Consider the following 14818-nt stretch of genomic DNA (forward strand, 5'->3'; position numbering starts at 1 on the left):
TAACCTAAAGAAAGTCAATCCGGTTTAAAAAAAATCGAATAAATTACAAGCTTAGAAGAATACAAAAAAATCCGCTCTTAAGGGATATAGGTCTCTTAAGAATGTGCATGATTATGAAGATGATTTTCGCAATATTCCTTATCTTCGCAGGCCACACAATAACGGAATTCCAATTGAGGATCCGTGGCTTCGGTAGCTCCGCAGATATAACATTTATGAATCGTGAATACTTCGGATTGTTTGGCTTTCCAAGTAGAAGTTTTGCGTTCCCGAATCTTAGTACCTAAGATATCTCTTCCGAAAAACAATAATAAGCTGGAGAATCCGAAAAATAATCCGGCCCATGGTAGGACCGAATTAAACATCCTCATCTCGTCTCCTCGTTCCCAGAACAGATACACGAATAACGCAATCCCGATCCATTTCATTCGAATAGGAATGATGAAAAATTCCAAATTAGGCATACGGATCGCCAAAGCCAATAAAAGACAATCATAGATCATCTTAGTTTCCACAAACAAAGGATAATATAGGGAAAGAACTCCACCTATCGTAATGAAGAACATTAAGGAAAACAAAAATAGATTAAATCGAAGAGAACCCATATCCTCTTCCAAAATTTTACCGACAGAAAAAACCAGGTATGTGTAGAAGACCAAGAAAATCCAAGGCATATAAGTTCCAGCCTGTATCTCGGCAGGGGATAGTAGATGAAAAACAAACAGTCCCGCATTCCACCATCTTCCTCCCTCTAACATATCAGGAGTCAATACGCCGATCTTAGGATCGATCAACAAGGAGAACAAACTCACAAAAAACGTAATTGCAGCAAAATACCCAGCCGCATTCTGGAATGAAATAATATCTATAAATTGGTTTCTTAATCTTCTCAATGGAATTCCTTAACAGGAGAATATTCAAAAAGTATAAATTATTTGACGTTGATAAATTCTAAAAATCCGCCGAATACATATCCGTCTTTTTTCTTCCACTTCACTTTGACCCAACGGCCTTGTTTACCATCTTGAATCTCTAGTTCTCCCGTCTCGCCGAAAGTTTCGACGACATCACCGTCAGGGACCAGATCTATTTTTTTAGCTTCTATATTAGGCGAGATCCTCAAACGAAGACCTCCTCCGGCATGAACCTTCATGATTTTTTCTATCTTACGAGGTTCTACCTTTTCTACTGAGGCACAATTCCAAACTAAAATAGAGATGAAAGTCAAAAAGAATACGAGGGTCTGTTTCATTTGTTTGCCTGAATATATTATCTTGATTTTGGATAAAAAGGATTCCAAGGAATATCCGTGACTCCGTAATCCAATCCGCTCTGTAATAATGCCGTAGAGATCTGGCTGCGATGATGGGTCTGATGATTGAAAAAATGAGCGATCAAAAGCCAGATCGGCAATGTGATTTCCTTTTTGTACATGTAACTGTAAAACTTCAGATCTTGTGTAAGCCACTCTGAGGTTATGGTTTTTACCCATTCGGAAATCGTCGAATCTAATTCGGCCCTAAGCTTTTTGAGTTCTGTCAGATTAGAAAATTGCATTTCCTGGAAATCCAATTTTTGGATCGGTCTAGAATGAAACCTATCTAACCAAGAAAGATCCATCATGATGATATGATTCCAGGTCTTTGCCATCGAACCGAAAAATAATTTTTTATCTTCTTCCAATTCACCTGGTTTTAATTTTTCAGAAACATTTAATAAGGATTCATTTTGCCAACGATTGTATTCTGCCAAAGCGACACAGTATTCCGGATCTATCATGCTGAAATTTTGAGCAATAATACAAATAGGTCAATACATATTAAAATTTGAAGACAATCCCTACCCTATCAAAATAAAAAGGAAACCTATCGATTTGATTCTTGGTCCAATTTTAAATGTTTGCTCGGGCTTACGTAGGATTACTCGTATTCTGTTTTTCGTTCGCAATATCTGCTAACGGAACAGTTACATCTTTTGCCGAGACAAAACATTCCAAACAAAGTTTTCATTTAGAACTCTCTCAGTCCGCTCTTTCTAACTTAATAGTTTTAGAAAAAGAATCCGAACGAATAGAAACCGAAGCGGCTTCTACCTACTGGAAAAGTTTAGGTCTGCTTTCTCATTCGGAATCTATACTTTCCTTTTTGGATTCGGAAGCACCCTTACATATTTCCGCCTTCGACTCCAACCTGTATACGATCCGACTTATCATTTAGTAAGCTTCTCCATATATTTAATTTTTATAATATAGGAGAATTTTATGCGCAACGTATTCGCATACATAGCCGCGGCATCCGTGGTTTCAGTTTCCGCTCCGGTCGCTGCGGAATCCTCAGAGTTAAGATTATTCCAAAGACTTGTCGTGTTTCATGAACAATTACTCTCAGGCGATGACAAAAGAACAAACCCGAAAGGACTCTCCGGAATGATCCGTAAGGCCAAAGAAAGTTCAGGAGAAGAAAGGATAAAATACGCTAAGTCATTAACCTTTGCAGAATTATTGGAAAAGGCAGGTTCGAGAGAAGAACAAGAATTTTTATACTCAGAGTTATGTTCTTCTCTTAAAGAAATAGCGCCTAAATTCCAATTCTATTCTTTTCTTTGTCCTAAAACCGGAAAGGTTTGGATCTCTAAAACAAATGAAGTCCGAAATCCTTATCTGATCGACGAAAGGGAAACGGGAAAACTGATAAGCTAACGAACTAACAAAGAGGCGGTCTATCTAGGGATCTTCCGCTTCTTTCTGATCTTATCTAAATTTTTATCTATGGTAAGAAGTCCCGCTTTCTTTCTCTCAGCTAACTCTATATAGGCGGAATCATATGCGGAAAGACCTTCTTTTTTGCCGATACCGATTAAAATGTTTTGGTATCCTACACCTTTTGCAAAATCAGTTTCGATAGGCAAACGGGAGATCAAAAATAAACAAGTTTGAAACTCGTCCTCTTTGATCCTTCCTCTTCTAAAAGAAACAAGAAGTATATTCGTAATTTCGGACCACCAAAGAGAAGGAACTAAAAAAAGGGAACTCGGGTTTTCCTTTTGAAACTCCGCCATTGAGTTCGCTATCTTGTCCGAATCCTCATCGGGAAGTAAAATTGCCGCAACTGCGCTCGCGTCTAGTACGAGACCTGTCAAACTTCCCTGCCTTCTTCCTTGTATTCTAAAATGGGAACAGGGCCCTTGATCTTATTTCTGAGTTCCTTTGCCCTACTTAAGGTCTCTAAAAATTCTATGTAACTTGTATGTTTTAAAACAGGTAATAATCGAGCCACAGGTTCTCCCCTTAATGTAATTAGATATGATTCGCCGGCTTGCACTCCTCTTAATAAAGAAGAGAACTTTGTTTTTGCTTCAAACGCATTGATAGACGATTCTTTTGATTCAGCCGCTGCCATTCAACCAGTCTAACAGACTAGTCGACCTCTGTCAATTCTCGACCCCGGAAAACTTATTCTAAGTGAATAAATCATCAGAATTTGCATTTCGAAAAGCAGACTTGACTCTCGGCCCGTCCATTTTAAACCAGAAGAAAGTAGGACTAAATTAGTGGCCCAAAAGATAAAATCTCCCGAAACCCAAACCTTAGGAAGTGGCGGAAACGGAAATAAGGGACCGATCCATATCGGTAACTCCGATATCTTTTTTGATCGCGAACTTTCCTGGGTAGATTTTAACAAGCGGGTTTTAGAAGAAGCAAACGATCCTGAAAATCCGCTTCTGGAACGTCTGAAATTTTTATGTATTACGGAATCAAACTTGGACGAGTTCTATATGGTTCGCGTCGCAGGTCTGAGAAACATATTGGCAGAAGGTAACGACGAAAAAAGTCTGAATGGCCAAAGAGCCTCCGAGATCTTAACCGATTTGTCCAATAAGGTTAGAAGTTTCGTAAATGTTCAATACGAAACCCTGACCTATACTCTGGAACAAATGAAAGAGAATGGGATCCATCTCATTTTAAACCCAGATGAATTAAATAAAAATGAAATAGAAGACATTAAACATTATTATAAAGAAGATGTTTCTCCGATCTTAACTCCACTTTCTATAGATCCGTCTCACCCATTCCCTCATATACTTAATAAATCCTTAAACTTAGCGATCGTTCTTACGGCAGACGACGAAAAAACAGGACTAAAAAAAGACCTGTTTGCAGTGGTTCAAGTACCATCCGTATTACCAAGATTCTTGCAACTCAAGGGAGAAGGTAAGACAAGAAGATTTTTCCCTTTGGAAGAAATCATCAAACTTCATGTGGATGACTTGTTCTACGGAATGACAGTAAAAGAAGTTTATCCCTTCAGAATACTAAGAGATGCAGACATATCCATAGACGAAGAAGCTTCCGTAAAGGACTTGCTCATCACTATGAAAAAAGAGATCCGAAACCGTATCTGGGGAGACGCGGTGAGGATGGACATTTACGAAGGAACTTCCGCTTTCGTAAGAAACACTTTAAAAGAACTCATGGAACTACAGGACCATGAAATCTTTGATGTATCTTCTATATTAAATATTAGTGATATGATGTATTTTTACGGACTGGAGCATACTTCCAAGTTCAAATATACATTCTTCCAACAAAAGACCACTTTAAAGTTCGAATCCCCTGAGAAAATTTTCGATGCAATCAAAAAGAAAGACAGATTATTGCATCACCCTTACCAATCTTTCGGAGCGATCGAAGATCTACTTAGGATTTCTAGCGAAGACCCGAAAGTTTTAGGGATCAAGATGACCCTGTATCGTACAAGTGGGGACTCTCCTATTATCCAATATTTAGGACAGGCCGCTGAAAACGGAAAACAAGTCACAGTACTTGTAGAGTTAAAGGCGAGATTCGACGAAGAACGAAATATCAAATGGGCCCAAAAACTGGAAGAAAGAGGAGTCCACGTAGTATACGGAGTAGTAGGACTTAAGATCCACAGCAAGATGCTTTTGATCGTAAGAAGAGAAGAGGAACACTTAGTACGTTATGTGCACCTTGGAACAGGAAATTACAATTCTACAACTAGTAAATATTATACCGACCTAAGTTTCTTTACTGTTAACAAAGAGATCACGGAAGATGTGTCCACTATCTTCAATACGATCACTAGTTATGCAAAGATGCCTTTTTTGCACAAGTTAGCAGCTTCTCCACATAACCTAAAGACTGTATTTTTAGCTCTGATCGAAAAAGAAACCGAAAACGCAAAAGCTGGGAAACCTGCGCGTATCATTTTCAAAATGAACAGCTTAGTTGATCCGCATATTATATTAGCAATGTATAATGCAAGTCGAGCCGGAGTGATCATAGAGCTGATCATTCGCGGGATCTGTTGTTTGAAACCTGGACTTCCTGGGATTTCGGAAAACATCACAGTGATCTCCATCGTAGGTAGATTCTTAGAGCATACACGTATCTATTATTTCCTTTCAGGCGGAGAAGAAAGTATCTTCCTCGCTTCCGCAGATTGTATGCCTAGAAACTTTGAAAGAAGGATCGAAGTCCTATTTCCTATCTTGGATGCAAAAAACAAAGATAGAATCAAAAAGATCTTAGATGTTCAGATCAGGGACAATGTTAAAGCTAGATTACTTTCTTCCGACGGGATCTATCGCAAAAGAGAAAGAGCAGAAGGCGAAAAGCCTGTGGATAGTCAGATCGAAAGAATGAACTTCGCGGAATAAATATGAGTATAAGCCAAGAAAATAAAAATAAACTCAAATCCCTATTGGGAGAAGACAGGGTTTTTTTCAAAGATGAAACCCAAATGGATCAGGCGACATTCCTTTCTTTCGGAACGGACAGAACAAAAGTATATGTCCCGGATTATGAAATCCTAACATTCCCTAAAAACACCCAAGAAGTTTCAGAAATTGTAAAATTCGCATTTGAGAATGATATTAAGATCGTCCCATCCGGCGGAAGGACAGGTTACGCTGGTGGAGCAGTAGCTAAGTCCGGTGAAATAGTTATCTCTCTTACTAAAATGGATCAAGTTTTGGATTTCGATCCATTCTTTGGTTCCTTAACTGTGCAAGCCGGGATGATCACTAAAAATCTACATAAAGAAGCTGAAGAAAGAGGTTTTTATTTCCCTGTAGATTTTGCAGCCACAGGTTCTTCTCATATAGGTGGAAATATAGCGACTAACGCAGGCGGGGTCAGAGTAGTTCACTATGGACTGATCCGTCAATGGGTTTTGGGCCTGAAAGTAGTTACAGGCACAGGAGAGATCCTGGAATTTAACGGGGAGATCCTGAAAAACAATACTGGATACGATCTTAAACATCTATTCATAGGTTCCGAAGGAACATTGGGGATCATCACTGAATGTACTCTTAAACTCACCAAAAAGCCTGCAGACAATCGTATACTTTTCACTGCAGTCCCAGATTTCCCTTCTATATTAGAATTATTTAAAGAAACTCATAATATGTCTTTGCCTATTCTGGCATTCGAATTTCTGACTAAATATTGTTTAGACAAGGTGATGGATCACTTACATGTTCCTGATCCGTTTTCAGAAGTGAGTCCATACTATGTTTTGATGGAATTCGAGATCACTGAAGAATCCGATGATGAAAAATTATTCTCCTTTTTAGAAACCATTATGGAAAAAGGTTATGTTTCCGACGGAAGCCTAGCGCAGAATTCCAGGCAAGCGGAAACCTTCTGGAAATATAGGGAAGGAATCAGCGAATCTATTTCCATAGATTATACGGTTCATAAAAACGATATATCGCTCCCACTTCGAAATATGAATCCTTTCTTGGAAGATATGCAGGCTTTACTTTCTTCTAGATATCCCGGCTTCGAGATTGCACTTTTTGGCCATATAGGTGATGGGAACCTTCACTTAAATATAGTAAAACCTAAGGACCTTTCTGATACTGAGTTTTTCTCACAATGTAAGAAAGTAGATCCTTCCATGTTTGAACTATTACAAAAACATCATGGATCGATTAGTGCGGAACACGGGATTGGTCTCTTGAAAAAAGACTTTTTACATTTTTCTCGTTCTTCTGCTGAGATAGAAGTTATGAGAATGATCAAAAAAGCTCTGGACCCCAAAAATCTTTTGAATCCGGGGAAAATCCTTCCTTAAGCCATGAAAAAGAAACTATCCGGTTTTTTTAGGTTTCTAACCGTAATTACCTGGATCGTATTTGCAGGCCTAAGTTATATAAAATCGGAACCGCAAGTCTGGATCCCGACTTACCTAACTGTTAGTCTTCTATATTCGACAGAATGGTATTCTTTCTTTCATGATCCGGGTAGAAGGATCTTAATCGCCGGCTTAGGAAAATCGATCGGGATAGGATATTTTGTCTGGGGATTTTATAATTTTCTAGATAATCCCAAGCCGGATCTGGACTCGGAGGTTTTCAAAGACAGTATAGGGCTTGCAGTATCATCCATCTGGCTCTTTTTATTACCTTTTTTCCAAGGGAAAAATCGGCTATGAAGATCGCAATCTTCTCTTTTATAGCCACAACAATATTAAAAATTATTTATATAACTGTCCGTTGGACTCGAATCAATATTCCGAAAAAGTCGGAAGAGTTACTTCTCCAAAAACAAGGATTCGTTCTATCACTTTGGCATAATCAAATCCCATTCGTTATAGATTTCACATATAAATTTTATGTAAAACGTTACGGCTTAGAAGTGATCCCAATGGCATCCCAATCCAAGGATGGAGAGTTAGCAACAAGAGTGATCTCTCATTTTGGAATGAGACCGAAAAGAGGCTCCAGTAAAAGAGGAGGAGCCTCGGCCTTAAAAGCCTTGGTCCAAGACGCAAAAAAAGGAAGTATCAGTTTGATTACTCCTGATGGTCCTACTGGTCCGGTCTACACTCTCAAACCAGGGATCATTCAGTTGGCTTCTATGACCGGATTTCCTATACTATCCTATTATGCTAAATATGATCATTATAAGATTGTACAAAGTTGGGACAGAACTCCAGTTCCGAAACTATTCTCTAAAGCAGAATTCTTTATTTCAGAACCATTTTACGTCCCAAAACTAAAGGGAAATAATGAACTCGAAGTTTGGAGAAAAAAATTCGAAACATTCATGCTGGATCAAGTAGGGATTTCTCAACAAGAAGCAGAAAATTTAAGGAAAGAAGTTAGACAGGGAGCGGAAACAAAAAGGAAAACGTAAGTAAAATTATGATTTTATAATCAAGCCACTCTCAATCTGTAAAAACTCCAGTGAACGATAAAGATCCTGGACATTAAAAGATACAATGCCTTTCCGTTTTGTTTGGATTCTACTGCAGATTCAAAAGCAGAGATCAATTCTCTCAAAATTTCCCTTTCCCCTGGATCAGAAATCAGTTCCAAATCGATACTAGACAAATTTTCATCCTCAGGAAATTTGAGATCATTGGATTCTAAAAGAATTTCCAAAAGTTTTTCTGCTTCTATAAGTATAGATTCCACAGTTTTGTCCGGTTCTTCCGGCCCGTTTAATAATGAATATATTCCGTCAGACAATTCTAAGATCAAACCGCCAATTGCAGAATCATCTCCACTCTCGAATGTATGATTGACTTCTTCTAATTTTTCTCTCAATAAGGATCTTACTTGAGAGAAGGAGTTTGCTGCGTATTGCATTTCTCCTTCGTCCATGGACTCTTCGAAGCCTTGTAACCAATCAGGCCCTGTAGGCTCGAAGCCGTCCCAATCCGCCCATAATGACTCGCAAGCCAGAAAGACTTGATCCGTAGTACTTCCAACATGTTTATAAGTTGATACTACAACGGCGAGACGAGCCAAAGCTTCGGACCATTCCGTTTCTCGGATCTCCATCATGTCGTATACCATACACTAGTAACAATCCGATGAAAGCAAGTTTCCCTATTATTTCAAATTAGCTAAGTTTTTATTTTACGTTCCTGTAAAACTAATCTTTCCGTGTCACGAAAACTAATGTTTACTGTCGCAGTAAAATTAGACCGTTTGGATTAGTAGTTTTTTTAGAAGCGAGAATATTTACGAACCAGATCTACTCTAGAGTTCACTTGTAATTTTTTAAAAATACTTTTGATCTGAATTCGAACCGTACCTTCTTTCGTTCCAAAGTTACGCGCTATCTCCTTAGTTCTATAACCGTTGATAATATGGTTCAAAATTTCTTTTTCTCTAGGAGTTAAAGAATGTATCTCCTTGGTTGGAGGTGGAGGTTTTCTGAAAAAGGAAATCACCTTAGCTGCGGCACCAGGAGAAAGTATCCCTCCTTCTTTCATTACCATTCTTGCTACTTCTTTTATGTCTTTCAGATCTTTTTTAAGAACAAACCCGACCGCACCGGCCTTCATCGCCTGTATCAAAGCGTCATCAGTGTCTAACGTGGAAAGCATAATATACTTAGGATCGCTATCGAAATCAGATCTTTCCTTTATATAATCGATCCCGGATTTACCAGGAAGGACGATATCCAAAAATACAAGATCAAATTTATCTCGACGGTTTTGTGACAAGTCTTCGGTAGAAGAAAATACTTCCACTTGGTCCACTTCTTCCATCACAGAGAGAGTATTTGCACAGTTCTGAGCAAACTCGGAATTGTCTTCGACTATAGCGATTTTTACTTTTTCCATTTTCATCCGCCGACCGGCCCCTTTTATTGCGGTTTTTCGATTCTAATTTCTATATTCGTTTTTCAAAAAACTCGGACGATGGTAGGAAGATTTTTTTTATTTTTATAAAATATGATTCAGGCAAAGAGGCAATATATATTCTCCGGAACAAGGTTATGCGAAATTTTTGACGATTTTTTCCCAATTCGTGTGTCTGTCTTTTATAATTCCGAGATAAAATTTCCAAAGAGAGAAATAGATAAAAAGAGCATTATGTTTTATTAATAAATAATTTATTTCCAAACCGAAATACATTCGTCTAACAAGCGGTCCACCTCCTCTATTCGAGGAGTATAAACGTAACCGTAATATTGATCCTCAAAGCCAGGAATTGATCTTTTCTGCGACTTCTTTCGGTCTTTCCATGTGAAGTGCATGTTTCGCATTAGGGATCCAGACCAGTTTACTTTTCTTTAAATAAGAATGTAATTTTTTCACCATAGGTGGATCTGTGATTGGATCTTCTGTCCCCGAGATGATCAGAGACTTTTGGGAAACTGCAGAAAGTTTTTTACCCAGAAAAATTTCTTTCTCCCTATCCAATGTATTCTCCGTTAAAAATTGGTGAGCTAAATTATTCCACTGACTGAGCAGGGCTTTTTTGGCGATACCGCCCAATTCCGGAACATTCTCCTGGTACAATGCGGTAAGAAGTCTTTCGATCTCTTCCGTTTTGGAAGGAAAAAGTAACTTCCTCATTTCGTCTCTTTGCGGGTGTGGAATTCCACCTGGAGCCAGTAGTACAAGTCTCTGAATCCTCTTCTCCTTTTCAGAATCGCGCATTGCGATCATCATCGCGATCAAGGATCCCATGGAGTGCCCGGCCAAAACAACATCGTTTAACGCGAGTTTGCGGATCGAATTGTAAAGAAGATCCGCAAATACGTCTACCTGATACAAATATTTCACTTTAGGAAGAGAACTTAAACCGAAACCGGGAATATCCGGGACTAAAAGATTGAAGTCATTTCGTAAAAAAGGAGCCAGTCTTCTGAAACCTGTGGCAGAATCCAGAAGTCCATGTATGAAAAAAAGAGTTTTGTTCGATCCTTGGGCAGAAGGTCTCTTTAAGAAGAAAATTTTGTGCCCACCGAGATCAAGTTGCAGGCGCTGAAATCCCAGCTCCTTCTCCATAAATCGAATTTTTTGCCTGGTATAATTTCGAAGAAAAAGTTCGTATACAAAATCCATAGATTGGGTCAATGATTCCCTCTCTAGTCGAATCTAGCAAGGAATCCAAATCAATTTTACGATGCGGAATTCCGATATTATATACAATTCATGAAGAATCGGGAATTAGTTCTACTCTTAGAAAAGGCCTTCTTTCCCGCCCAGGAAGGAATTCTGATCTTAGAGCCTGGAAGTTATAGTATACTCGGTTCGAATCCTAAGGCGTGTTCTATCTTAGGTTATGATCCGGATGAACTGAAGACCCTTAGCCTAAGCAGTTTGCTCGCTCGCCCGGACAGTATAGGAAATTACGGGACCGGGGCAGAAGAATTAGGTATCTCTCTTCTTTGGAATTTGAGAAAAAAAAATGGATCACTTCTTCTCGCTGACTTTACGATCAACGCATTCTCGGAAACCCCTAATTCACCTTTAATTTTTCATATCTACCAAAGATCAGAGATCAGAGAGATAGAACTCAGATTATATTATTTACAAAGTATCTTAAGGACTCTTCGACTTTTAAAATTAAATTTAAGATCTCTTCGTTTAAGTTCTGAAAGTACTCTTTTCCAAAAGATCTGCGATACTCTCAAAGAAAATCCACATTATAGTTTAGTCTGGGGTTTTTATAGAAGAGAAGACGGTATAGATCAGATACTGATCCAATCGGACTTGGATTCTAAATGGAGAAAAAATCTAGAAACCGCTTGGGAAGAAAAAAAGTCCAAATCTCCTTTTGAAACTCTATTGGAAGGAAAAGAACAATTTCATATCTATGAATTCGGTTCTAATGTTTATCCTGAATGGGAAGAAGCATTAGTCGCAAAAGATTTTAGAAGATCCTTAAGTTTGATCATTCGAGAAGAAGGAAAAATTATCGGCGGGATACAGATTATTTCCAGAGAGAATATGGCATTCGACTCCGGAGAAAATTATCTGTATTTCGAGATAGTAGAGGATCTTCTTTCTTCTCTCCAATATTTAAGGATAGAAAAACAAAGAAGAGAAACTGCAAAAATCCTACAATTCCAAGGTGCACTCTTAAATTCCCTAGAAGTCCCTCTTTTGTCTACTGACGACGAAGGATTTATCACTTATGTGAATAATAATATCAGTTCTCTATTAGGAATTTCTAAAGAAGAAATCGTAGGTGTCCAAGTCAGGGAACTTCTAAAATTAGAACCGGAAGCAATGGACATGATCCTTTTGGGTTCAAGGGCGGAGACAAGGATCACGATTCGAGGCAGACACGAGGTCCCGTTTTTATTAGCTTCTTCTTCCTTAAAAGATGATTATGGGAATAGGATCGGAACAATCTTGCTTCTTTTAGATATTTCGGAACAAAAGAAGAATGAAGAGTTAATTCGGGCTTCCGAAATGAAACTCCGGAACTTATTCGCCTCCATGAATAATGGGATCGTAATATTGGATCCTCAAGGAAAAGTTTTGGAAGTAGCACCTATTCTGAAATTTTACTTATTCCAATTTTTAAATGTGGATGTGGACGATGAGTTCCCCGCTCTTTTCCCGGAAGAAGCTCAAAAAGGGATCTTGGTCAAATTGGAAGAATGTATCCGAACACAAAGAGCGGCTTATTTAGACTTTTCCATGGTATTATTGGGAGAAGAGGAAAATTACTTTTCCATAAAGTTCCTTCCGCTTAAAAAATACCAAGATTTCCCTGTCGCGGCTATGTTAATTTTCTCAGACGTGACCCAAACCAAGATTTTGGACAGACAATTATACGAAACTGCAAAATTTGCATCTATCGGAGAGATCGCGGCGGGTATCGCTCACGAAGTAAATAATCCACTCCAATCCAGCTTATTATATTTAGAAGATCTCTTAGAACACGAAGATCCTGATCCGATCGAAAGAAAAAAAGTTTATAAAAGAATAGAAGGTGCAGCCTTACGGATCAGAGATCTGATCAAAGGTCTTTTAGATTTGGGAAGAAGAGCTCCGAGAAAGAAAGAATTGGTTTCTCCTTATTTTATTCTTTTGAGAGCCTGCGAACTTATCGAAGTAAGTTGCAAAAAGAACGGAATCGAATTGAAACGGGTTACCAATCCTGAACTTCCTCAGATCCATGTTGCTTGGCAGGAAATCGAACAAGTATTGATCAACTGTCTAGTGAATGCAGTTAACGCGATTTCCGAAATGGAACATAAACCGGCTATTCCGTTGATACAAGTTTCCGCACGAAAAGAATTATATTTGAACGGAGAGATGGTGAGTTTTACCATTCAAGATAACGGTCCAGGAATGAACGCCGAAGTCGCAGAGAAGGCATTTCTACCTTTATATACGACTAGGAGAACCAAACAAGGGACTGGACTTGGATTGACTATCTCTCAGCGTATCATCACTGATCACGGCGGGACTATTCATTTAGAATCAAATCCGGGACAAGGTACCAAGGTCACTGTCCGAGTGCCTGTAGGAAAGGTATGATGAACTTATTCTTTAAAACTTTATGACAAGGGAAAGAAATCCCAATGTATTGATCATTGATGACGAAGCGGAAATTAGGACCGCTTTAGAACGTGTAATTTCCCGAGAAGGATATCATGTTTTTCTTGCGGAAGATTTTGAATCTGCAATGACAATCGTTAGAGATCATGCGGTAGATATCGTAATTTCCGATATACTAATGGGCGGCAAAGACGGTATAGAAGTCGCTAGAGAGATCAAAAAATACAATTCTAATATTCCAGTCATACTCATAACAGGAAATCCTCAACTTCATACTGCGGAAGAAGCTCTTAGAAATAGAGTATTCGATTATATTTCCAAACCTGTTAGTCGGCAGAATATTCTAGCTGCACTGGAGAATGCCCGTAAAGAAAAAGAAGATAGAGATAGAAAATCTAAAAAGATCATAAAAGCAGTTCGAGAAAAAACCCATTTCGCACAACAATCCAAAGATCTAAATTATCGTAATAGTTTAATTTTAGAAACTACAGGGGACTGCGTGATCACTCTGGATGAGGATCTTCTTATTCGAGCCGCAAACGAAGCTACTATCCGAAATTTCGGGTACGATGAGAACGAAATCGTAGGACAAAAGATCACACTTCTAATTTCTGATGAGAATACCGGCGCGTATCTGGAAAGAATCGCTCATTTGATGAGCCGTAAATCGGATCATAATATCGCCAGATTACATAATGCAGAACTGGTCAGCAGAAATGGAGAAAAATTCAATTTTGATATTTCCGTATGTAGATATGAACTGAACGGAAAAACTTATTACACCGGTATAGCGAGAGATATCACACAAAAAAATATCATCTCGGAAAAATTGATCGATGCAGAAAGAAGAGCATTCTTAACCACAATCGCTTCTAGTATCGGTCATGAGATTAATAATGCCCTCACTGCCATCCAAGGTTTTATAGAAGTAGCAAGACTTCCGGATGCAGATGAACCCATAAAAGATAAAGCAATTTCAGTTACCTGGAACCAGATCACAAAATTAAAGAACCTTACTTTCAACTTATTACAATTAGGAAAACCGGGGGATTCAGGAAGAGACAAAGAAGATTTGGATTTAAATGAAGTAGTTGAATCTGTCATAGAAGTTTTCAGAAAGACCACTCGTTTGAAATATTGTGAGATTGTATTCGATAGAAATCCTGAAAAAACATCAGTACATTCTAACGCAGATCAATTGAGCCTTTTATTCTCTAATATCTTTTTAAATTCAGCGGATGCAACTGAGAATAAAGGAAGAATAGAGATCTCCGTAGGCGAAAAAAACCATCATCCTATGGTCAAGATCAAGGATAACGGGGTCGGGATGAGCAAAGATATTTTGAATAAGATCTTTCAACCCTACTTCACTACTAAAAAAACCGGCCAAGGTACGGGACTTGGGATGTTCGTTGCAAAAGAGATCGCTGACGTATTCGGGATACGAATAGAAATCGATTCCGAGCCGGAAAAAGGCACCGAATTCCGCTTGGTCTTTCCGGACAAATTGTAGAACTAGCCATACGTGG

The 14818-nt window shown here is 38.5% G+C and carries 16 protein-coding genes; 8 read left to right on the top strand and 8 right to left on the bottom strand.

Annotated elements, in window-relative coordinates; genetic code table 11:
* Nucleotides 1-95: 95 nt before the first annotated feature.
* From CH377_RS00270 to CH377_RS00280, 3 genes are read right to left on the bottom strand one after another with little or no spacing between them, the layout of a single operon-like run.
* Nucleotides 96-893, bottom strand: coding sequence for a hypothetical protein (locus CH377_RS00270; protein WP_100721863.1), 798 nt, complete (start codon nt 891-893; stop codon nt 96-98).
* Between the two features lie 38 nt (nt 894-931).
* Nucleotides 932-1252 (bottom strand): SH3 domain-containing protein, encoded by a 321-nt coding sequence (locus CH377_RS00275; protein WP_100722765.1) that lies wholly within the window; start codon nt 1250-1252, stop codon nt 932-934.
* A 17-nt stretch (nt 1253-1269) separates the two neighbouring features.
* Nucleotides 1270-1779, bottom strand: a complete 510-nt coding sequence (locus CH377_RS00280) for a DinB family protein (protein ID WP_100721864.1) — start codon at nt 1777-1779, stop codon at nt 1270-1272.
* A 116-nt stretch (nt 1780-1895) separates the two neighbouring features.
* Here CH377_RS00280 and CH377_RS00285 point away from each other — a divergent pair, with 116 nt between their 5' ends.
* On the top strand, nt 1896-2216 hold the full coding sequence (locus tag CH377_RS00285) for a hypothetical protein (protein ID WP_100721865.1): 321 nt from the start codon (nt 1896-1898) through the stop codon (nt 2214-2216).
* Between the two features lie 44 nt (nt 2217-2260).
* Entirely contained in the window at nt 2261-2698 is a 438-nt protein-coding gene (locus tag CH377_RS00290; RefSeq protein ID WP_100721866.1) for an LIC13259/LIC11441 family protein, read from the top strand.
* A 20-nt stretch (nt 2699-2718) separates the two neighbouring features.
* Here CH377_RS00290 and CH377_RS00295 read toward each other — a convergent pair whose 3' ends face one another.
* Together CH377_RS00295 and CH377_RS00300 are read right to left on the bottom strand one after the other, a co-directional pair.
* On the bottom strand, nt 2719-3138 hold the full coding sequence (locus CH377_RS00295; protein WP_100721867.1) for a type II toxin-antitoxin system VapC family toxin: 420 nt from the start codon (nt 3136-3138) through the stop codon (nt 2719-2721).
* Entirely contained in the window at nt 3135-3398 is a 264-nt protein-coding gene (locus CH377_RS00300; RefSeq protein ID WP_100721868.1) for a type II toxin-antitoxin system Phd/YefM family antitoxin, read from the bottom strand. The genes CH377_RS00295 and CH377_RS00300 overlap by 4 nt, the downstream gene beginning before the upstream one ends.
* Nucleotides 3399-3561: 163 nt before the next feature.
* Here CH377_RS00300 and ppk1 point away from each other — a divergent pair, with 163 nt between their 5' ends.
* The 4 genes from ppk1 to CH377_RS00320 are packed head-to-tail and all read left to right on the top strand — an operon-like array spanning nt 3562 to nt 8164.
* On the top strand, nt 3562-5679 hold the full coding sequence (gene ppk1, locus CH377_RS00305) for a polyphosphate kinase 1 (protein WP_243401959.1): 2118 nt from the start codon (nt 3562-3564) through the stop codon (nt 5677-5679).
* A 2-nt stretch (nt 5680-5681) separates the two neighbouring features.
* Nucleotides 5682-7100 carry an FAD-binding oxidoreductase gene (locus CH377_RS00310; RefSeq protein WP_100721870.1) on the top strand — a complete coding sequence of 473 codons (1419 nt, stop codon included), beginning with the start codon at nt 5682-5684 and terminating at the stop codon, nt 7098-7100.
* A gap of 3 nt (nt 7101-7103) precedes the next feature.
* Nucleotides 7104-7460 (top strand): hypothetical protein, encoded by a 357-nt coding sequence (locus CH377_RS00315; RefSeq protein ID WP_100721871.1) that lies wholly within the window; start codon nt 7104-7106, stop codon nt 7458-7460.
* Nucleotides 7457-8164 (top strand): lysophospholipid acyltransferase family protein, encoded by a 708-nt coding sequence (locus CH377_RS00320; RefSeq protein WP_100721872.1) that lies wholly within the window; start codon nt 7457-7459, stop codon nt 8162-8164. The genes CH377_RS00315 and CH377_RS00320 overlap by 4 nt, the downstream gene beginning before the upstream one ends.
* Before the next feature lie 20 nt (nt 8165-8184).
* Here the strand turns inward: CH377_RS00320 and CH377_RS00325 are convergent, their stop codons facing one another.
* The 3 genes from CH377_RS00325 to CH377_RS00335 all read right to left on the bottom strand — a co-directional run bounded on the left by CH377_RS00325 (nt 8185) and on the right by CH377_RS00335 (nt 10835).
* The gene (locus CH377_RS00325) at nt 8185-8817 is read right to left on the bottom strand and encodes a hypothetical protein (RefSeq protein WP_100722766.1); all 633 of its coding nucleotides are present in this window, start codon (nt 8815-8817) and stop codon (nt 8185-8187) included.
* A 164-nt stretch (nt 8818-8981) separates the two neighbouring features.
* Nucleotides 8982-9605: a response regulator gene (locus CH377_RS00330; RefSeq protein ID WP_100722767.1), complete on the bottom strand. Its 624-nt coding sequence runs from the start codon at nt 9603-9605 to the stop codon at nt 8982-8984.
* Between the two features lie 357 nt (nt 9606-9962).
* Nucleotides 9963-10835: an alpha/beta fold hydrolase gene (locus CH377_RS00335; protein ID WP_100721873.1), complete on the bottom strand. Its 873-nt coding sequence runs from the start codon at nt 10833-10835 to the stop codon at nt 9963-9965.
* Nucleotides 10836-10925: 90 nt separating this feature from the next.
* Between CH377_RS00335 and CH377_RS00340 the strand changes: the two genes are divergently transcribed.
* On the top strand, nt 10926-13268 hold the full coding sequence (locus CH377_RS00340) for an ATP-binding protein (RefSeq protein WP_100721874.1): 2343 nt from the start codon (nt 10926-10928) through the stop codon (nt 13266-13268).
* A gap of 22 nt (nt 13269-13290) precedes the next feature.
* Nucleotides 13291-14802 (top strand): hybrid sensor histidine kinase/response regulator, encoded by a 1512-nt coding sequence (locus CH377_RS00345; protein ID WP_100721875.1) that lies wholly within the window; start codon nt 13291-13293, stop codon nt 14800-14802.
* The last annotated feature ends 16 nt before the right edge of the window (nt 14803-14818 follow it).

This window comes from Leptospira haakeii, assembly GCF_002812045.1.
In the GTDB taxonomy this organism is placed as follows: domain Bacteria; phylum Spirochaetota; class Leptospiria; order Leptospirales; family Leptospiraceae; genus Leptospira_B; species Leptospira_B haakeii.

Coding starts and splice junctions, on each gene's coding strand:
- CH377_RS00345 (WP_100721875.1), top strand. CDS start 13,291: ATGACAAGGGAAAGAAATCCCAATGTATTGATCATTGATGACGAAGCG.
- CH377_RS00290 (WP_100721866.1), top strand. CDS start 2,261: ATGCGCAACGTATTCGCATACATAGCCGCGGCATCCGTGGTTTCAGTT.
- CH377_RS00310 (WP_100721870.1), top strand. CDS start 5,682: ATGAGTATAAGCCAAGAAAATAAAAATAAACTCAAATCCCTATTGGGA.
- CH377_RS00300 (WP_100721868.1), bottom strand. CDS start 3,398: ATGGCAGCGGCTGAATCAAAAGAATCGTCTATCAATGCGTTTGAAGCA.
- CH377_RS00280 (WP_100721864.1), bottom strand. CDS start 1,779: ATGATAGATCCGGAATACTGTGTCGCTTTGGCAGAATACAATCGTTGG.
- CH377_RS00285 (WP_100721865.1), top strand. CDS start 1,896: ATGTTTGCTCGGGCTTACGTAGGATTACTCGTATTCTGTTTTTCGTTC.
- CH377_RS00335 (WP_100721873.1), bottom strand. CDS start 10,835: ATGGATTTTGTATACGAACTTTTTCTTCGAAATTATACCAGGCAAAAA.
- CH377_RS00325 (WP_100722766.1), bottom strand. CDS start 8,817: ATGATGGAGATCCGAGAAACGGAATGGTCCGAAGCTTTGGCTCGTCTC.
- CH377_RS00340 (WP_100721874.1), top strand. CDS start 10,926: ATGAAGAATCGGGAATTAGTTCTACTCTTAGAAAAGGCCTTCTTTCCC.
- CH377_RS00315 (WP_100721871.1), top strand. CDS start 7,104: ATGAAAAAGAAACTATCCGGTTTTTTTAGGTTTCTAACCGTAATTACC.
- CH377_RS00275 (WP_100722765.1), bottom strand. CDS start 1,252: ATGAAACAGACCCTCGTATTCTTTTTGACTTTCATCTCTATTTTAGTT.
- CH377_RS00330 (WP_100722767.1), bottom strand. CDS start 9,605: ATGGAAAAAGTAAAAATCGCTATAGTCGAAGACAATTCCGAGTTTGCT.
- CH377_RS00320 (WP_100721872.1), top strand. CDS start 7,457: ATGAAGATCGCAATCTTCTCTTTTATAGCCACAACAATATTAAAAATT.